At 69.2% G+C, this 18325-nt stretch carries 16 protein-coding genes, 1 tRNA gene and 1 pseudogene; 8 read left to right on the top strand and 10 right to left on the bottom strand.

All coding sequences use genetic code 11. The features are described 5' to 3' along the window. Window positions 1-117 precede the first annotated feature (117 nt). Window positions 118-3342, top strand: a complete 3225-nt coding sequence (locus C6A87_RS02650) for a heterodisulfide reductase-related iron-sulfur binding cluster (protein WP_311115847.1) — start codon at window positions 118-120, stop codon at window positions 3340-3342. A gap of 82 nt (window positions 3343-3424) precedes the next feature. Beyond that, complete coding sequence (locus C6A87_RS02645) at window positions 3425-4720, top strand: pyridoxal phosphate-dependent aminotransferase (protein WP_311115846.1); 1296 nt, start codon at window positions 3425-3427, stop codon at window positions 4718-4720. Here C6A87_RS02645 and C6A87_RS02640 read toward each other — a convergent pair. Beyond that, window positions 4704-5366 (bottom strand): DUF4304 domain-containing protein, encoded by a 663-nt coding sequence (locus tag C6A87_RS02640; RefSeq protein ID WP_311115845.1) that lies wholly within the window; start codon window positions 5364-5366, stop codon window positions 4704-4706. The genes C6A87_RS02645 and C6A87_RS02640 overlap by 17 nt on opposite strands. Before the next feature lie 59 nt (window positions 5367-5425). Between C6A87_RS02640 and C6A87_RS02635 the strand changes: the two genes are divergently transcribed. Genes C6A87_RS02635 through C6A87_RS02620 form a run of 4 tightly spaced genes read left to right on the top strand, consistent with a single transcriptional unit; the run spans window position 5426 to window position 10318 of the window. Beyond that, entirely contained in the window at window positions 5426-6661 is a 1236-nt protein-coding gene (locus C6A87_RS02635; RefSeq protein WP_311115844.1) for a YibE/F family protein, read from the top strand. A gap of 41 nt (window positions 6662-6702) precedes the next feature. Next, on the top strand, window positions 6703-7224 hold the full coding sequence (locus C6A87_RS02630) for a 2Fe-2S iron-sulfur cluster-binding protein (RefSeq protein WP_311115843.1): 522 nt from the start codon (window positions 6703-6705) through the stop codon (window positions 7222-7224). Continuing rightward, window positions 7221-8213: a xanthine dehydrogenase family protein subunit M gene (locus tag C6A87_RS02625; protein ID WP_311115842.1), complete on the top strand. Its 993-nt coding sequence runs from the start codon at window positions 7221-7223 to the stop codon at window positions 8211-8213. Before C6A87_RS02630 ends, C6A87_RS02625 begins: the two co-directional genes overlap by 4 nt. Continuing rightward, the gene (locus tag C6A87_RS02620; RefSeq protein ID WP_311115841.1) at window positions 8210-10318 is read left to right on the top strand and encodes a xanthine dehydrogenase family protein molybdopterin-binding subunit; all 2109 of its coding nucleotides are present in this window, start codon (window positions 8210-8212) and stop codon (window positions 10316-10318) included. Before C6A87_RS02625 ends, C6A87_RS02620 begins: the two co-directional genes overlap by 4 nt. A 10-nt stretch (window positions 10319-10328) precedes the next feature. Here the strand turns inward: C6A87_RS02620 and rfbA are convergent, their stop codons facing one another. The 9 genes and pseudogenes from rfbA to C6A87_RS02575 all read right to left on the bottom strand — a co-directional run bounded on the left by rfbA (window position 10329) and on the right by C6A87_RS02575 (window position 17738). Further along, window positions 10329-11192, bottom strand: coding sequence for a glucose-1-phosphate thymidylyltransferase RfbA (gene rfbA, locus C6A87_RS02615; protein ID WP_311115840.1), 864 nt, complete (start codon window positions 11190-11192; stop codon window positions 10329-10331). After that, on the bottom strand, window positions 11192-11560 hold the full coding sequence (locus tag C6A87_RS02610) for a nuclear transport factor 2 family protein (protein ID WP_311115839.1): 369 nt from the start codon (window positions 11558-11560) through the stop codon (window positions 11192-11194). The genes rfbA and C6A87_RS02610 overlap by 1 nt, the downstream gene beginning before the upstream one ends. Window positions 11561-11578: 18 nt before the next feature. Further along, window positions 11579-12325: a maleylpyruvate isomerase family mycothiol-dependent enzyme gene (locus tag C6A87_RS02605; RefSeq protein ID WP_311115838.1), complete on the bottom strand. Its 747-nt coding sequence runs from the start codon at window positions 12323-12325 to the stop codon at window positions 11579-11581. Window positions 12326-12327: 2 nt separating this feature from the next. Further along, entirely contained in the window at window positions 12328-13662 is a 1335-nt protein-coding gene (locus C6A87_RS02600; RefSeq protein WP_311115837.1) for a cytochrome P450, read from the bottom strand. Beyond that, a complete protein-coding gene (locus C6A87_RS02595; protein ID WP_311115836.1) occupies window positions 13662-13985 on the bottom strand; it encodes a DUF1330 domain-containing protein in 324 nt (107 codons plus the stop codon). Before C6A87_RS02595 ends, C6A87_RS02600 begins: the two co-directional genes overlap by 1 nt. Window positions 13986-14064: 79 nt before the next feature. Further along, window positions 14065-14790 (bottom strand): annotated as a pseudogene (locus tag C6A87_RS02590) (nucleotide sugar dehydrogenase); the annotation flags it as partial. 75 nt (window positions 14791-14865) lie between these two features. Next, complete coding sequence (locus C6A87_RS02585) at window positions 14866-16473, bottom strand: hypothetical protein (RefSeq protein WP_311115834.1); 1608 nt, start codon at window positions 16471-16473, stop codon at window positions 14866-14868. A 229-nt stretch (window positions 16474-16702) separates the two neighbouring features. Beyond that, the gene (gene dcd, locus C6A87_RS02580; RefSeq protein ID WP_311115833.1) at window positions 16703-17275 is read right to left on the bottom strand and encodes a dCTP deaminase; all 573 of its coding nucleotides are present in this window, start codon (window positions 17273-17275) and stop codon (window positions 16703-16705) included. A 28-nt stretch (window positions 17276-17303) separates the two neighbouring features. Next, window positions 17304-17738, bottom strand: a complete 435-nt coding sequence (locus C6A87_RS02575) for a cupin domain-containing protein (protein ID WP_311115832.1) — start codon at window positions 17736-17738, stop codon at window positions 17304-17306. An 84-nt stretch (window positions 17739-17822) separates the two neighbouring features. Between C6A87_RS02575 and C6A87_RS02570 the strand changes: the two genes are divergently transcribed. Next, window positions 17823-17896, top strand: a tRNA-Gly gene (locus C6A87_RS02570). Between the two features lie 117 nt (window positions 17897-18013). Continuing rightward, the gene (locus C6A87_RS02565; RefSeq protein ID WP_311115831.1) at window positions 18014-18313 is read left to right on the top strand and encodes a DUF4193 domain-containing protein; all 300 of its coding nucleotides are present in this window, start codon (window positions 18014-18016) and stop codon (window positions 18311-18313) included. Window positions 18314-18325: the final 12 nt, after the last annotated feature.

Below are 18325 nucleotides of genomic sequence, written 5' to 3'. Positions count from 1 at the left end.
AGCCTTTGTAGCGCCGTTTCCCCGGTGGATGTAACTATGAGCAGGCACCGAGCTAAAGTTACCGACTAGTAACATACTGTAAGTTACCCGCGGGTAACAAGAAAACCGGAGGCACGCGTGGATACGCAGATGTTGATCAGGATCGTCGCCGGGGTCCTGATGATCGCCGTCGTCGGCGTCTTCGCCGTCAAGCGCGTCCTCTTCCTGACGAAGCTGATCCGCTCGGGCCAGCCTCTCAGCGAGGGCAACAACCGCAAAGACGACCTGAAGAAACGCATCACCACGCAATTCGAAGAGGTCTTCGGGCAAACCCGCCTGCTGCGCTGGTCCATTCCCGGCATCGCGCACTTCTTCACGATGTGGGGCTTCTTCGTCCTGGCCACCGTCTACCTGGAAGCCTTCGGCCTCCTCGTCGACCACGACTTCCACATCCCGCTGGTCGGTCGCTGGGATGTGCTCGGCTTCCTGCAGGACTTCTTCGCCGTCGCGGTGCTGCTCGGCATCATCACGTTCGCGATCATCCGCATCGTGCGCGAGCCGAAGAAGCACGGCCGCGACTCCCGGTTCTACGGCAGCCACACCGGCGGTGCCTGGCTGATCCTGTTCATGATCTTCAACGTCATCTGGACCTACGCCCTGGTCCGTGGCGCGGCCGCCGTCGTCGGCAACCTGCCCTACGGCAACGGTGCGTTCTTCTCGCACGCCATGGGCTGGCTCATGAGTCCGCTCGGGCACACCGCCAACGAGTGGATCGAGACGATCGCGCTGCTCGGCCACATCGCGGTCATGCTGGTCTTCCTGCTGATCGTGCTGCACTCCAAGCACCTGCACATCGGTCTGGCCCCGGTCAACGTCACGTTCAAGCGCATGCCCAACGCGCTGGGCCCGCTGCTGCCCGTGGAGTCCAAGGGCGAGGTCGTCGACTTCGAGGATCCCGCCGAGGACGCCGTGCTGGGCCGCGGCAAGATCGAGGACTTCACCTGGAAGGGCTACCTCGACATGACGACCTGCACGGAGTGCGGTCGTTGCCAGTCGCAGTGCCCGGCCTGGAACACCGGAAAGCCGTTGTCGCCCAAGCTCGTGATCATGAACCTGCGCGATCACCTGTTCGCGAAGGCGCCGTACATCCTCGGTGACAAGGAGAGCCCGCTGGAGAACACGCCGGAAGGCGGTCTCGGCGAGGAGCTGCGCGGCGAGAAGCACAGCGAGAAGCACTCGCACGAGCACGTCCCGGAGTCCGGTTTCGAGCGCATCCCGGCCGATTCGCCGCTGCAGGCGACCCGCCCGCTGGTCGGCACCCTCGAGCAGGGCGGCGTCATCGACCCCGACGTGCTGTGGTCGTGCACCACGTGCGGCGCGTGCGTCGAGCAGTGCCCGGTCGACATCGAGCACATCGACCACATCGTCGACATGCGCCGCTACCAGGTGATGATGGAGTCCGAGTTCCCCGGTGAGCTCGGCGTGCTGTTCAAGAACCTGGAGAACAAGGGCAACCCGTGGGGCCAGAACTCCAAGGAGCGCACCAACTGGATCGACGAGGTCGACTTCGACGTGCCGGTCTACGGCAAGGACGTCGAGTCCTTCGACGGCTACGAGTACCTGTTCTGGGTGGGTTGCGCCGGCGCCTACGAGGACCGCGCGAAGAAGACCACCAAGGCCGTCGCCGAGCTGCTCTCGGCGGCCGGGGTGAAGTTCCTGGTGCTCGGCGAGGGCGAGACCTGCAACGGCGACTCCGCCCGCCGCTCGGGCAACGAGTTCCTGTTCCAGCAGCTGGCCGCGCAGAACGTCGAGACCCTCAACGAGCTGTTCGAGGGCGTGGAGCGGGTAGACCGCAAGGTCGTCGTCACCTGCCCGCACTGCTTCAACACCCTGGGCCGCGAGTACCCGCAGGTCGGCGGCAACTACACCGTGCTGCACCACACCCAGCTGCTCAACCGGCTGGTCCGGGACAAGAAGCTGGTGCCCGTCACCTCCACCGACAGCAGCCCGAACGGTCAGGACATCACCTACCACGACCCCTGCTACCTCGGCCGCCACAACAAGGAGTACTCGGCGCCGCGTGAGCTGATCGGGGCCTCGGGCGCGAAGCTGACCGAGATGCCCCGGCACGCCGACCGCGGCCTGTGCTGCGGCGCCGGCGGCGCCCGGATGTGGATGGAAGAGCACATCGGCAAGCGCGTCAACACCGAGCGCACCGAGGAGGCCATCGACACCGGCGCTTCGGCGATCGCGACCGGCTGCCCGTTCTGCCGCGTGATGATCACCGACGGCGTCGACGACGTGGCCGCCACCCGCGACATCGAGAAGGTCGAGGTCCTCGACGTCGCGCAGCTGCTGCTCGGCTCGCTGGACAAGAGCACCTTCACGCTGCCCGAAAAGGGCACCGCGGCAAAGGAAGCCGAGGAGCGTGCGGCCCGGATCGCGGCGGAGGCGCCCACCGAGGTCGCCGAACCGGAGGTCGAGGAGGACGAGGCGCAGGCCGAGGCCGCCGCACCCGCGGAGGCCGAGGCTCCCGCAGAGGACAAGCCCGCCGCGGCTGCTCCGGCCAAGGGGCTGGGCCTCGCCGGAGGTGCCAAGCGTCCGGGAGCCAAGAAAGCCGCCGCGGCCCCGGCCGAGGACAAGCCCGCCGCGGCTGCTCCGGCCAAGGGGCTGGGCCTCGCCGGAGGTGCCAAGCGTCCGGGAGCCAAGAAGGCCGCTGCCGCGCCGGCAGCCGAGTCCGCTCCTGCCGCCGAGGCGCCGGCCAAGGCCGAGCCGGAGGTCAAGGGCCTGGGCATCGCGGGCGGCGCGAAGCGTCCCGGCGCCAAGAAGGCACCGGCGGCAGCAGCTGCGCCGGCAGCCGCCCCTGCCGAGGCCACACCTGAGGCACCCGCGAAGCCCGAACCCGAGGTCAAGGGTCTGGGCATCGCCTCGGGCGCCCGCCGCCCGGGCGCCAAGAAGGCACCGGCCAAGACGGCGTCGCCGAACGAGGGTGCGGGAACTGTGGTCCAGCCGCCCAACGTGGACCCGGACCAGGCGAACGCGGGCACCGAAGCGCCCGACACCGCCGATTCCGACCGCGGGCTGGAAACCAAGCCGGAACCCGAGGTCAAGGGCCTGGGTATCGCCGCAGGCGCACGCCGGCCGGGCGCCAAGAAGAAGGCACCGGCAGCCAAGCCCGAGCCCGAGCCCGTGGCTGAACCCCAGCCCGAAGCCCAGGCCCAGCCCGAACCGGAGGCGGAGCCTGAGGTGACGGCCCCGTCGTCCAACGGGTCGAGCGACAGCGACGCGCGCGTCGTGGGCGACGAGCCCCCGGTGAAGGGGCTCGGCATCGCCAAGGGCGCCCGCCGCCCGGGCAAGCGCTAACCACCGTCGGAACAACGAGGCCGCCGTCGCACCCGCGACGGCGGCCTTGCTGTCTGACGGGGTGTCACGTCGAGAAATTGGCTTGGCCCCGCGTGGGAGAATCGTCGTCGTGAGTACCCATCAGGCGCCGTGGCAGACCGGCGGCGGCCAGCACGTGCGTCAGCGTGAGTTCACACAGTCGAGCAAGCTGCAGGACGTCCTCTACGAGATCCGCGGCCCGGTGCACGAGCACGCCAACAGGCTGGAGGCCGAAGGCCACCGCATCCTCAAGCTCAACATCGGCAACCCCGCTCCGTTCGGGTTCGAGGCCCCCGACGTGATCATGCGCGACATCATCGCCGCGCTGCCCCACGCGCAGGGCTACTCGGACTCCAAGGGCATCGTCAGCGCCCGCCGCGCGGTGTTCACCCGCTACGAACTCGTCGACGGCTTCCCCCGGTTCGACATTGACGACGTGTACCTCGGCAACGGCGTCTCCGAGCTGATCCAGATGACCCTGCAGGCCCTGCTGGACAACGGGGACCAGGTGTTGATCCCGGCGCCGGACTATCCGCTGTGGACCGCGTGCACGTCACTGGCCGGCGGCACCCCGGTGCACTACCTCTGCGACGAGACGCAGGGTTGGAACCCCGACGTCGCCGACATCGAGTCGAAGATCACCGACCGCACGAAGGCGATCGTGGTGATCAACCCGAACAACCCGACCGGCGCGGTGTACAGCCGCGAGGTCCTCACCCAGATCGCCGACCTGGCGCGCAAGCATCAACTGCTGCTGCTGGCCGACGAGATCTACGACAAGATCCTCTACGACGACGCCGAGCACGTCTCGCTGGCCTCGGTGGCGCCGGACCTGCTGACGTTGACGTTCAACGGACTGTCCAAGGCCTACCGGGTGGCCGGTTACCGCTCCGGGTGGCTGGTGATCACCGGCCCCAAGGAACACGCCAGCAGTTTCATCGAGGGCATCAGCTTGCTGGCCAACATGCGCCTGTGCCCGAATGTGCCTGCCCAGCATGCGATTCAGGTGGCGCTGGGTGGTCATCAGAGCATCGATGACCTGGTGCTGCCCGGTGGGCGACTACTCGAGCAGCGCGACGTCGCGTGGGAGAAGCTCAACGAGATCCCCGGGGTGTCCTGCGTGAAGCCGCGGGGTGCGCTGTATGCGTTCCCGCGTCTGGACCCCGAGGTCTACGACATCGCCGACGACGAGCAACTCGTTCTCGACCTGCTGCTGCAGGAGAAAATCCTGGTGGTCCAGGGCACCGGATTCAATTGGCCCACACCCGATCATTTGCGGATCGTGACGCTGCCGTGGGCCCGCGACCTGACCGCGGCCATCGAGCGGCTCGGCAACTTCCTGGTCAGCTACCGGCAGTAAGAAGACCGCGCGCCGACAGTGCCGACGCGCGGGGACCGACCGCGTCGCCGATCCGGCTGCTGAAGATCGCCCACCGCTCCTGATCGCCGAAAACGCGGTGCAACAGCCCGACATAGCGGGTCAGGGTGTCCATGTCGCCGGCGGCCGCGAGGTAGCAGCAGGTGGTCTCGTACGCGATCAGCAGGTTGTTCTCGACGGCGTACTCGACCAGATGCCTTGTCGTCTCGATGCTTTCGATCGCCGAGAGCGTCCGGCCGAGATCCGCGCACACCCCGTCGGCGAATGCGGCCATGTCGGTGCCACCGTCGAACCTCAGCTCGTAGGGCGCGCCCGGTGCCAGGCCCTCCCAGCGCCGATCCAGCAGGAGACTCGCGCGCGGATGCAGTGGTGGCTCATGCCCCGGACAAGCCGCGTCGACCTCCACCGAACCCACCCCGACGTTGACGAAGAAACCGTGCCACCGGGTGACGCCGTTGTGCCAGTTGTTCTGGAAATTGATCCTGTCGCGGAGCGGACCCCGGTGACGTTCGAAGTCGTGGCCCGACCTCTCGAATCCCCGCTCCGACAGAAACTCGTCCACCGCCCCGGACAGCATCGCCTCGAACGACCGGCGCAACCGCGCCCGGTCGACCTCCCTTTTGCTCATGGAGTCAGGCTAAGGCCGGTGGTCGCGGCCCCCGCGCGGCAATTTCCTACCCTGAGCGGGTGACGCACTCTCATTCGCACTCGCATTCACTCGGCGGTCCGTCACCGCTGGGTCCGCTGGCGGCCAGGATCGTGGTCGGTCTCCTGGCCGTGACCGGGATAGCGGTGCTGATCGGCGGTGCGTTGCTGTGGCCGAGCGGGGCCAAGGACGACATTCCGCTGCCGTACCAGAACGCGGCCGGTGGCGCGGTCACCACCGAGACCGGGCATGTGCTGTCCACCAGCGCCGCGGTGTGCGGCAGCCCGTCGGTCGGGGCGGTGCTCACCTCTGATCCGATTCCGGCCGAGGGCGACCGGGCAGCGTGCGTCCAGACACTGGTGGCGATCGACTCTGGCCCGAACCGCGGCGCCAACACCGTACTGGAGTTCAGCGGCGGCCCGGGTCAGCCCTTGCTCGCCGTCGGGGACGACATCCGCATCAGCAGGCAGGTCGACGCCACCGGCACCACCACCTACGCGTTCTACGACTACGAGCGCGCCTGGCCGCTGACCGCGCTGGCCGCCGTGTTCGCGATCGTCATCGTCGCGGTGGCCCGCTGGCGCGGCCTGCGCGCGCTGGTGGGCATCGTGATCGCGTTCGGGGTCCTGGTCGTGTTCCTGTTGCCGGCGCTGCGCGACGGCGCCCCGACGGTGCCGGTCGCGCTGGTCGCGTCGGCGGCCATCCTGTACGCGGTGATCTACCTGGCCCACGGGGTCAGCCTGCGCACCAGCGCGGCGCTGCTGGGAACGCTGGCCTCGCTGTTGCTGGCGGCGGTACTGTCCTGGGCGGCAATCGAAATGGTGCATCTGACCGGGTTGTCCGAAGACCAGAACAACGAGGTCGCGGCCTACCTGGGCAATGTGTCGATCACAGGGTTGCTGCTGGCGGGGTTCATCATCGGCTCCCTGGGTGTGCTCAACGACGTCACGGTGACCCAGGCGTCCACGGCCTTCGAACTGGCCGCGCTCGGCAACGGCGCCGGCAGGCGCGAGGTCTTCGTCGGGGCGATGCGGGTCGGCCGCGACCACATCGCCTCGACGGTGTACACGCTGGTGCTCGCGTACGCGGGCAGCGCGCTGCCGCTGCTGCTGTTGTTCAGCGTCGCGGACCGTTCCCTCGGCGACGTGCTGACCAGCGAGAGCGTGGCCATCGAGATCGCCCGTTCGGCGGTCGGCGGGATCGCGCTGGCCCTGTCGGTGCCGCTGACCACCGGTATCGCGGCGCTGCTGGCGACGCCGCAGGCCGGCAAGCGCTGACGTCCGCGTTTGGTGGGCAGGGCCCCGGGTACCCCGCCGCCGTGAGCCAGCCCCAGCACGCCTCCGACGTGACCCTGGAAGTCGACGGCCGCGAGCACACCCTGACCGTCGACCACCGCGTGACCTTGCTCGATCTGCTTCGCGAGAAGCTCGCGGCGACCGCACCGAAGAAAGGGTGCGACCACGGGCAGTGCGGGTCGTGCACGGTCCTGGTCGACGGTCGCCGGGTCATCAGTTGTCTGACCTTCGCCGTCGCCGCCGACGGGGCGCGCGTCACCACCGCCGCGGGCCTGGGTACCGGGGATGATCTACACCCGGTGGCGCAGGCCTTCCACGAGGAGGATGCGTTCCAGTGCGGGTACTGCACTCCGGGACAGATCTGTTCGGCGGTCGGGATGCTCGACGAGCTCAAGTCCGGGGCACCGAGCGTCGTCAGTGACGACCTGGAGTCCTCACCGGAACTCACCGGCGCAGAGATCCGAGAACGGATGAGCGGCAACCTGTGCCGCTGCGCGGCCTACCCGAACATCGTCGCCGCCATCGAGAAGGCAGGGGCGCGGTGAGACCGTTCGACTACCACGTCGCCACCAGCCCTGCCGACGCGGTCGCCACGCTGACCCGGAATCCGGACGGAGCCTATCTGGCCGGCGGCACCAACCTCGTCGACCACATGAAACTCGGTGTGGCCGAACCGGATCTGCTTGTCGACGTCAGCCGTCTCGACCTGTCCGAGGTCACCGCGACCGACGACGGCGGGGTCAGCATCGGCGCCAATGTGCGCAACAGCGACCTCGCCGCGCACCCGGTGATCCGCTCGCGCTACCCGGTGCTGGCCCGCGCCTTGCTCTCCGGCGCGTCCGGCCAGCTGCGCAATTCGGCGACCACTGCCGGAAACCTGTTGCAGCGCACCAGATGCGTGTACTTCCAGGACGTCACCACGCCGTGCAACAAGAGGGTGCCGGGCAGCGGATGCTCGGCCATCGGCGGCTACGTCCGCTACCACGCGATTCTGGGCGCGTCACCGCACTGCGTGGCCACCCACCCGTCCGACATGGCGGTGGCGATGAGCGCACTGGACGCCCGGGTGGTGGTCCAGGGCGCCGACGGTCCCCGCCGGATCCCGGCCACCGACTTCCACCGCCTTCCCGGCGCCGAGCCGCACCGCGACACGGTACTGGCCCACGGCGAGCTCATCACCGCGATCGAACTCCCGCCGCCGCCGCCGAACGCCGTGTCGGACTACCGCAAGGTGCGCGACCGCGCGGCGTTCGCCTTCGCGCTGGTGTCGGTGGCCGCCGAGCTCAGTCTGGTCGGCGAGGCCATCGCGACCGCGCGGATCGCGCTGGGCGGCGTGGCGCACCGACCCTGGCGCGCCCGCCACGCCGAGGAGATGCTGATCGGCGCGGTGGCCTCCGAGGACGCGTTCGCGGTCGCCGCGGATGCGGAGCTGTCTTCCGCAGAAGCGTTGCCGGGCAACGAGTTCAAGGTCGAACTGGCGCGGCGCACGCTGGTCGCGCAATTACGCATGCTGACCGAACGGGGCCGCTCATGACGCTGCTGGAACCGCGCGCCATCGGCGCCTCGGTCGCGCGGCGGGACGGCCGCGCCAAGGTCACGGGCACCGCGCCCTACGCGTTCGAGCAGCAGGTCGACGCACCGGCCTACGTGCACCCGGTCCAGGCCACGGTCGCCCGGGGACGGGTGATCGCGATGGACACCGACGCCGCCAGTGCCCTCGACGGCGTGCTCGATGTGCTCACGGTGTTCGACGCACCGGAGTTGGCCGACACCTCCGACGGTGAGTTGGCGATCCTGCAGGACGCCCGGGTGCACTTCCGCGGGCAGATCATCGGCGCGGTGGTGGCCGAGACCGCCGAAATTGCCCGCGAGGCAGCGGCATTGGTGGCTGTCGAGTACATAGCGGAGCCGCACGACGCCGAGTTGCGGCCTGACCACCCCGGCCTCTACACGCCGGAGTCGGTCAACCCGTCCTATCCGTCCGACACCGCCGAGGGCGACGTCGACGCGGCGATGGCCGCTGCCGAGTTCACCGTCGAGCACACCTACACGACGCCCACCGAACACAACAACCCGATGGAACCGCACGCGTGCATCGCGCAGTGGGACACCAGCGGCGACACCGTGTCGGTCACGCTGTACGACTCCACGCAGGGCGTGCACGCGGTGCGCAAGACGCTGGCGCCGCTGTTCGGTCTGGAGGCCGATCAGATGCGTGTGATCGCACCGCATGTCGGCGGCGGCTTCGGATCCAAGGGCGCACCGCACGCACACAATGTGCTGGTGCTGCTGGCCGCGCAGCGCGCCGGCGGGCGTCCGGTGAAGCTGGCGCTGACCCGGCAGCAGATGTTCTCGCTCGTCGGCTACCGCACCCCCACAATCCAGCGGCTCCGCCTGGGTGCGGACCGGGACGGCAAGCTGATCGCACTGGCCCACGAGGTGGTCGAACAGACCTCTGCGGTCAAGGAATTCGCTGAGCAGACCGCGGTCACATCCCGCAAGATGTACGCGTCACCGAATCGCCGGACGTCCCACCGGCTGGCCGCGCTCGACGTCCCGGTCCCGTTCTGGATGCGGGCGCCCGGTGAGTGTCCCGGCACCTTCGCCGCCGAGGTGGCGATGGACGAGCTCGCGGTCGCGATCGGTATCGACCCGATCGAGCTGCGGATCCGCAACGATCCCGAGGTGGATCCCGAGACCGGTAACCCGTGGTCGGGCCGGCACCTGGTGGAGTGCCTGCGACTGGGCGCCGAACGCTTCGGCTGGGCGGCCCGGGATCCAGAGCCGGGCAAACAGCTTGCCGGAGAATGGTTCACCGGCCTCGGGGTCGCTTCCGCGACGTATCCGGCGATGCAGATGCCGGGCAACACCGCTCGGATCAGCTACCCCGCCGAGGGGCGGTATCTGGTGCAGATAGGTGCCGCCGACATCGGCACCGGGACGTGGACCACGCTGACCCAGATCGCCGCCGATGCGTTGGGCTGCGACATCGCCGCGGTGGATCTGCAGATCGGTGATTCGGCGCTACCGGACGCCTCAGTGGCCGGCGGATCGTCGGGGATAAACTCCTGGGGGCGCGCCATCGTCAGTGCAGCACAACAGTTCCGACGTGATCACGGCGACCCGCCGGCGGTCGGGGCGACCAGCGTGGCCGAAGCGCCGGAGAACCCGGAGGCGGAGAAGTTCACGATGCAGTCCTTCGGCGCCCACTTCGTCGAGGCGCAGGTGAACCGCGACACCGGAGAGGTCCGGGTGCCGCGGATGCTCGGGGTGTTCTCGATCGGCCGGGCCATCAACCCCCGCACGTTGCGCTCCCAGCTGATCGGCGGCATGACGATGGGGCTGTCGATGGCGCTGCACGAGGAGAGCGTGCGCGATCCGCGCTTCGGGCATGTGGTGACCCAGGATCTGGCCACCTATCACATCAGCGGGCACGCCGACGTACAGGACATCGACGCGATCTGGCTCGACGAGGTCGACGACCACACCAATCCGATGGGCTCCCGCGGCGCAGGGGAGATCGGGATCGTCGGTTCCGCCGCGGCGGTCGTCAACGCCGTCTACAACGCGACCGGGGTACGGGTGCGCGATCTGCCCGCGACGCTGGACAAGGTGCTGGCCGAGCTCGGTCCGCGCTGACACTCTTCGTTCAGCGCTGCAGCAGCTCCAGTAGGTACGCGCCGTAGCCGGACTTGAGCAGGGTGTGCGCGCGGGCTTCCAGCGTGGCGTCGTCGATGAACCCGACCCGCCAGGCCACCTCTTCGGGCACGCTGATCTTGAGTCCCTGCCTGCGCTCGATGGTGCGGACGAAGTCGGCGGCGTCCAGCAGCGAGTCGAACGTGCCGGTGTCCAGCCACGCGGTGCCGCGGGCCAGCACCTCGACGGTGAGCCTGCCCTGGTTCAGGTAGGTCTGGTTGACCTCGGTGATCTCGTACTCCCCGCGCGCGGACTTCTTGAGGCCGCGGGCGATCTCGACGACGTCGTTGTCGTAGAAGTACAGCCCCGGCACCGCGTAGTGCGACTTCGGGGTGGCCGGTTTCTCCTCCAGAGACAGCGCGGTGCCGTCGGCGGCGAAGTCGACGACGCCGTAGGCCGACGGGTTGGCCACCCGGTAGGCGAAGATCGCTCCGCCCGAGACGGTGTGGAAGCGCTGCAGGCTGGTGCCCAGCCCTGGGCCGTAGAAGATGTTGTCCCCCAGCACCAATGCCACCGAGTCGGTGCCGATGTGCGAGGCCCCGATCACGAATGCCTGTGCCAGCCCGTCGGGTTCGTCCTGCACGGCGTAGGTGAGGTCGATCCCGAAGTCCGAGCCGTCGCCGAGCAGCCGGTGGAACGCCGGGGCGTCCTGCGCGGTGGTGATCACCAGGATGTCGCGGATGCCCGCCATCATCAGCGTGGACAGCGGGTAGTAGATCAGCGGCTTGTCGTATACCGGCACCAGCTGCTTGCTGACACCCATCGTGATCGGGTAGAGCCGGGTGCCAGAGCCGCCGGCCAGAATGATGCCGCGCATCAGCCCGTCAGGTCTGCTTCGGTCAGCTCCGTCGCCGCGAGCGCGGTGGCGAGGTCGGGATGCCGGAACACCGAAGCGACGTGGTCGTCGACGACGCGGAACGCCGACGCGGCCGAGCCCGTCTCCCCGGTCACCGACACCGTCTGCTGCTCAACCACGACCACACCGTCGTGCACATAGGTCCGGCCGGGTTCGATCCTCTCGTCCAGCGACTGGGCCCACGCACGCAGCGCGGCGTGCCCCTGCGCGGCGCCCTCGGCGTCACCGATCTCGATGTCCTCGGTGGACAGCGACTCCAGGGTGTCGAAGTCGCCGGCGTTCAGCGCGTCGTGCCAGGCGAGGACGGTGGCCATCTCTGAAACGGTCATGATCGCGAAGGTACCCACTCAGAACGGGGTGCGCTCCAGCCACCCGTCCCAGACGGCGGCGTCCCCGAACATCTCGAGCCCTGCGTCGGCGGCCGATCTGCGCCGCACGGTCGCCAGCAGCAGCGCGCTGACCGGCCCACGGAGTGCCACGCTGCCCTTGCTGTGGCTGTGCGACCACGACAGACCGTCCTCGTCGTGGGCAATGGTCCACTCCCCCGTCGGCCCGAGTTTCTCCTCGGTGGCATGCAGGTGGATCGACTGCCCGCGATCCAGCGCCGGCGGATGTCGCCGGTCGACGGTGGCCAGCTCGATCCATTCACTGAGACAGTCGGCGGCGAATTCGGCGGGCAGCTCGAACTCGGCGCCCAGCGCCAAGGCCGCGTCGGCGCTGTGCACGGCGGTCTCGTGCACGCGCCGCCGGATCCACCAGCCGGCAGGGCGGGGCCCGATGAACGTCCACACCCGCGCGTCGGCGCCGACCCGGTCGACGGCGTCGATGACCATCTGGGCGCCCTGTTGGAACCATTCGGCCGCGGCGTCCGGATCGTCGGGTGGGCGGCCGTCCCGCACTTCGCGCGGATCCAGCGGCTGGTTGCGTCGTTCGCTGATGATCTGTGCGGCCCAACGGTTCCCGCGGCCGACATGGCGGTAGAGCTGCTTGAGTGTCCACTCCCCGCAGGTAGGGACGGGCGTGGCCGGATCGACGGATCGGATCAGGTCACCGAAGGCTCGAGTCTGCTCGAGCAGGGTCGCTCGGAAGTCCACCTTTACGAACCTAGCGCGGCGCGCGTCTTTCCAAGCGTGATCGGCAAGGTTGACCACCCGCGCAGCACTCTGGTGTCGCGGCGGCGCCCCTGTCCGGCCAGCCTGGCGTCCGGGTACCGCTCGAAGAACGTCCGCAGCCCGACCTCCCCTTCGGCGCGGGCCAGCGCCGCGCCCAGGCAGAAGTGCCTGCCACCGGAGAACGACAGGTGCCGTCCGGCGTTGTCGCGAGTGATGTCGAAGCGGTGCGGGTCGGGGAACACCTCGGGGTCCCGGTTGGCCCCGGCCAGGTAGACGACGACGAGCTCGCCGCGCTTGATCTCGGTGCCGCCGACGGTGAGGTCCTTGCCGGCGAACCGGGCACTCATCTGCACCGGCGAGTCGAGCCGCAGGATCTCCTCGACCGCGTTCGGCCACAGCTCGGGGCGACCAGCCAGCGTCTCCAGGTGCTCCGGGGTGTCCAGCAGCATCCGGATGCCGTTGCCCAGCAGGTTCACCGTCGTCTCGAATCCGGCGGCCAGCACCAGGCCCGCGGTGGCCTGCATCTCGCGGTCTGAGAGCCGGTTGGCCTCGTCGGCGGCCTGGCTGGCCTGGATCAGCTGGCTCATCAGGTCGTCGCCGGGATTGCGGCGCAACTCGGCGAGGTGGCCGCTGAGCCATTCGTTGAAGCCGACCAGGCCCTGGTGCACCTGGGTGTACTGCCGCCAGGACAGCCCGATGTCGAGGCTGGGCGCGCCGAGTTCACCGAAGTGCAGGATGTGCTGACGGTCGCGTTCGGGGACGCCGAGGATGTCGCTGATCACCGCGACGGGCAGCTGGGAGCAGTACCGCTCGACGACGTCGACCACCCCGGATTCCCTCTCGAGATCGTCGAGCAGCTCGTTGGCGGTCTGCTGCACCCGGTCGCGCAGCGCGGTGACGGCCCGGGTGGTGAACACCGAGGACACCAGCTTGCGGCACCGGGTGTGGTCGGGCGGTTCGATCGACAGCAGCGACGGCGGCTCGATCGGATGCAGCAGGCCGGGATGGGTTTTGCGGTTGACCCACTGCAGCGGCTTCGGCAGACCGGCGCCCAGTGAGGACACCCGGAAGTCGTCGGAGCGCAGGATGTCGTTGGCCGTCTGGTGATCGACGGTCATCAGCACCGCGCGGCAGCGGATCACCGGCCCGCGGTCACGCAGTCCGTCGGCGAACGCGGCCGGGTCGGCGCGCACCGCGGGGTCGGCGATCAGCCTGGCCTGCGGGTCGTCGCCGCGGCGCACGGCAGCCTTGGACAGCCCGCGGATGACCCCGTGCAGCGCCAACCAGCGGATCCGTTGCCGCAGACCATCAGTCGCCATCAGCTGAGCTTAAGCAGTGGCCGCAGATCGTCCAAGCGGTCGAACAGGTGCCAGATGTAGGACGACGACCCGTTCTCCCGGTGTGCGTGCAAGTCGGCCAGCGCGGGATCGTCGCGGTAGGCGTCGAAGGCTTCCCGGGACTCCCACTCCACGAGGATGAGAACTTTCCGCGGCTCGATGTCGCCGGTCACCGATTCCTGGAACCGTCCGAGCGCGACGACCCGGCCTCCGTGTCTCGCGACCTCGGCCGGCGAGCGTTTCGCGTAGGCCAGGTACTCGTCGCGGTCGGCGATGTCGAACAGGTTCAGCGCGTAGACGGCCACGCCGCCAAAGCTACGCCGCGCCGGATCCCCCGCCGAAGCGGCCCAGCGCCCACACCTGCCAGCCGGCTTGCCGCCATTTCCCGACGTCTAGGCAATTACGGCCGTCGACAACCACTTTCGCCCGCACCGTGTCGGCCAGTAGCGTGACGTCGGCGTCGACGGCCTCGCACACCTCCGAGATCGCGTTGATGAAGCTGATCTTCGTGGCCAGGAACGCATTCGCCGACACCTTGACCAGGTCGGCGGTCTGCAGGTCGGTGGCCAGGAACGGCACCCCCTCGGCGGGCAGCGCCGCGTACATCTCCCGGCCCACCTGCTCGGCCTGTGGCGAATCACGTTGCACCCCAAACACAATGCGGTCGGGGTGCAGGGTGTCCGCAACGGCGAACCCCTCCCGCAGGAACTCCGGATTCCACGCCACCTCGACGGTGACGCCGTCCGGAGCGAGGCCTGCGGCACGCGCGCTCAGGTCTGCGGCGGTGCCCACCGGCACCGTCGATTTGCCGACGATGACCGCGGACCGGGTCAGCAGCGGCACCAGGGTGTCGATCACCGCGTGGACGTGTTGCAGGTCCGCGCCGTACTCGCCCTCCTTCTGCGGTGTCCCGATGCCGAGGAAGTGCACGTCGGCGAAGGTCGCCGCCTCCGCGTAGTCGGTGGTGAAGCGCAACCGGCTTGCATCGAGGTTGCGCCGCAACATCTCCGGCAGGCCGGGCTCGTAGCACGGCACCTCGCCGACGGACAGCTTGGCCACTTTGCCCGCGTCGATGTCGACGCCGAGCACGTCGTGGCCCAGGCACCGCATACCGCACTGTCTAAGCGGCCGGGGTGAGCCGCCCGCTACGCGACACCAAGCGGTAGGCCAACGGCGGGTGACGAACTAGTGGCGTCCGCCGCCGGGCGCACAGAACACCAGGAAGCAGCCGTCGCCGTTGATGTCGCCGGGAACGCCGCTGCCGGATCCCCGGCCTGATTCACCACTTCCTGATTCACCGCTGCCTGATTCACCACGGCCTGATTCACCCCGGCCGGACTCTCCCCGACCCTCGCCGCGGCCGCTGCCCGGCCACTGCGGCTGCTGAGGCACCTCGACGACCGGGGGCTGGGGACGGGTCGGCTGCACCGTCTTGGTCGGCGGCGCCGGCTTGTCATCGTCGTTCTGCCACGGCGGCCGCCACGGTTCGGGCTTGTCCGTCTTGTCGGGCTCGGCGGTGCGGGTGGGCCAGGTCCAGGCGGGCTTGGGCGGCGTCCACTGCGGGCGCGGCAGCACGACGACCGGCGGCGGGAGAACCACCGGTGCGACCACCGGCGGCGCGGCGGGTGCGGGGGCCGGTGCCGCGGGTGCGGGTGCGGGGGCCGGTGCCGCGGGCGCCGGGGCGGGCACCTGCTCGACATACACGGTGCGCGGGGCCTGTTGGGGCGCTTCCTGCACCACCGGGATCGGGGGCTTGATGGTCTCGGCGGACGGCGGAGGCGCGGGCACCTCGGCGGCCTCCTGCCGGGCCGAGGCCGGGTCGGGGGCCGGCGCCTGGACACTCGGCACGATCACGGCCTGCGCGGGGCTCGGGCGTTCGTCGGCCGTAGGCCGGATGCTGATGGCGAGCGAAACCACCAGCGCGGCAACGCCGACCACGAACAGGGAGGTCAGCGCGCTGCCGACGAGCAGGAAGGGCTTGCGCTCCTCGTCCACCGGTCGCATCTCGGTGGGGGCGAACTCGTCGACGACGTCGTCGGCGGCCACCAGTCCGGGCAGCGCCGAACCGGCTGTCGGGCCGTCGGGGTCCTGCGAGTACGCCAGCCCGACCGTGGTGGCCTCGAAGGCCGGTGCGGCCGCCGACGCCAGCGCGGCGCCGCGGGCGAGCGCCAACTCACCCTCGTCGGGGGCGCTGACGGGAAGGGAGACGAGATGTTCGAGGTGCGCCTTGACCGAGCTGATGTCCACACCGGATCCGACCACGAACATGCCCTGCGGTGGCGACTGCTGGGCGGCGACCGCCTCGGCCATCTCGGTGAGCACCGCCATCGCGTCGGTGCTGTGCAGGCTGCGGCTAAGCACCTTGACCACCGAACCGTCGTCGGTCTGGACGACCGACAGCGTCGCGGTGTCGCGGTCGATGAACAGCAGAGCCGTGGTGGCGTAGCCGACGGCGCGGCCCACCGCCTGGGCGAGGGAGGCCGCGGCGTGACTCTCGGCGACGAGCATGACGTCGTCGATGCCGTGGGCGGCCAGCGCATCGCGCAGTGCGGTCGCCTCGGTGTGGTCGCTCCAGGTGACGCCGATGGATTTGAGGTGGTGCCCGCCGGTCTCGGCGCTTTCCTTGGTGCCGAGCACGGCGGCGACGACATGGTCGGCGGCGTTTGCCGAGCCGTCGACCGACGTGACGTCGAAGGTGTCGTGGTCGACGGTGACGCCGTCGGCCTTTTCGCCCTCAACCAGCACCATGCGGACCGTCGTAGGTGTCATCGATACACCCAATACGATGTCCACTGAACCCCTCCCAAAGTTTGCTGCAGCGTTGCGGTCGGCATGCACCACGCGGGCACGGCGAGCCGACAACTCGATACTTCATCGGCGCGATCAGCTCGGGCGTTACACCGGCGCTGTTAGCTGACAGCGGTTGAAGATCAGGCCGGAACGCATCGGCACGGAGGACCGCTGGCGCCGGTGTTGACGACACTACCCGCGTCCGGTGGGACGCGTCGGGGGCGTTTTTCGATCAGCTGTTCTGGATGAAGTTCTGGTAAGAGCGCGACGGCGTGGGTCCGCGCTGACCCTGGTATTTGGAGCCGACCGCGCTGCTGCCGTACGGGAACTCGGCCGGGCTGGTCAGGCGCAGCAGGCACAGCTGGCCGATCTTCATGCCGGGCCACAGCGTGATGGGCAGGTTCGCGACGTTGGACAGCTCCAGGGTGATGTGCCCGGAGAAGCCGGGGTCGATGAACCCCGCTGTCGAGTGGGTGAGCAACCCGAGGCGGCCCAGCGAGGACTTGCCTTCCAGGCGGCCTGCCAGGTCGTGGGGCAGCGTGCAGCGCTCCAGCGTCGAGCCGAGCACGAACTCCCCCGGGTGCAGCACGAACGGCTCGCCCTCTTTGGGCTCGACGAGCGAGGTCAGATCGTCTTGACGCTGCGCGGGGTCGATGTGGGTGTAGCGGGTGTTGTTGAAGACCCGGAACAGGGTGTCGAGGCGGACGTCGACGCTGGAGGGCTGGACCAGGCTGTCGTCGTACGGCTCGATCCCCAACTTGCCCGCTTTGATCTCGGCCCTGATGTCGCGGTCGGAGAGCAGCACCGCACGAGAGTATCCGTAGCGCGCCCGGTCAGGGGCAGGCGGCGGGCGCGTCGTCGCGCACGGCGCGGTCGGCGGGCAGCGTGTAGGTGACCACGGCGTCGGCATCGCCTGGGCCTTCGTTGCGCACGATGTGCGGGACGCCGGCCGGGATGTAGACGGACCGGCCGGCCGGGTAGGCGATCGGCACGCAGTCCGGGGCGGACTGGACGTAGACGGTGCCCTCCGTGATCACGGTGTGTTCGGGGCCTGGATGGGTGTGCCAGCCGCTGGCGGCGGGGCCGTTGAGCTCGAGCTGCTGGACGTACAGCGTGGTCGGGTGTCCGACGGAGACGATCACGACGGGCACGTCGGTGGTGCCCTGCCCGAGATCGGCACGCTCGATGTCGCCGTCGGGTGGCGTGGCGCCGGCGGTGGCGGGCGTGAGAGCGGCGAGGACTGCGGTGATTGCGGCGGCGAGTTTCATGGTTCCCCCGGTTGTGTGCGTGACCAGCGTGCGGCCACCTCCACGGCGAGGAACCGCTAGGTGTTAGCCTTCCTGATCAAGCAGGCCGGTGTAGTTCAATGGCAGAACATCAGCTTCCCAAGCTGAATACGCGGGTTCGATTCCCGTCACCGGCTCCACGTTTGACCGGCCGCGGCGGGATCTTGACGCGTCGTGGTTTCGCCACTTGTCCGAGCGGGAACGCATCGGCCGCCATTGACGTTGAGTCACGGCTGAGAGCTCTTCGAAAGGACATCATGGCGACCGACTATGACGCGCCCCGTCAGAAGGACCCCGACGAGAACGTCGAGGAATCCCTTGAGGCGTTGGCAGGACGACGCAACGACGCCGCCACCGCGGTCCTCGACGTCGAAGACAGCGAAGACCTGGACAGTTTCGAGCTGCCCGGAGCCGACCTGTCGGGCGAAGAACTGACCGTGCGCGTGCTTCCGAAACAGGCCGACGAGTTCACCTGCTCGAGCTGCTTCCTGGTGCATCACAGCCACCGGTTGGCGCGCAAGGTCGGCGACCAGTCGATCTGCGCAGACTGCGCCTGACCGCCAGCCCGC

The organism is Mycobacterium sp. ITM-2016-00317 (assembly GCF_002968295.1).
Classification (GTDB): domain Bacteria; phylum Actinomycetota; class Actinomycetes; order Mycobacteriales; family Mycobacteriaceae; genus Mycobacterium.
Note: the sequence above shows the minus strand (reverse complement) of the source record. Positions and strands in the feature narration are given on the sequence as shown.

Excerpts from the sequence above, each read along its gene's own strand:
- C6A87_RS02640 (WP_311115845.1), bottom strand. The coding sequence starts at position 5,366 with ATGAGCAAAAGGGAGGTCGACCGGGCGCGGTTGCGCCGGTCGTTCGAG.
- C6A87_RS02620 (WP_311115841.1), top strand. The coding sequence starts at position 8,210 with ATGACGCTGCTGGAACCGCGCGCCATCGGCGCCTCGGTCGCGCGGCGG.
- rfbA (WP_311115840.1), bottom strand. The coding sequence starts at position 11,192 with ATGCGCGGCATCATTCTGGCCGGCGGCTCTGGCACCCGGCTCTACCCG.
- C6A87_RS02610 (WP_311115839.1), bottom strand. The coding sequence starts at position 11,560 with ATGACCGTTTCAGAGATGGCCACCGTCCTCGCCTGGCACGACGCGCTG.
- C6A87_RS02600 (WP_311115837.1), bottom strand. The coding sequence starts at position 13,662 with ATGGCGACTGATGGTCTGCGGCAACGGATCCGCTGGTTGGCGCTGCAC.
- C6A87_RS02575 (WP_311115832.1), bottom strand. The coding sequence starts at position 17,738 with ATGAAACTCGCCGCCGCAATCACCGCAGTCCTCGCCGCTCTCACGCCC.
- C6A87_RS02565 (WP_311115831.1), top strand. The coding sequence starts at position 18,014 with ATGGCGACCGACTATGACGCGCCCCGTCAGAAGGACCCCGACGAGAAC.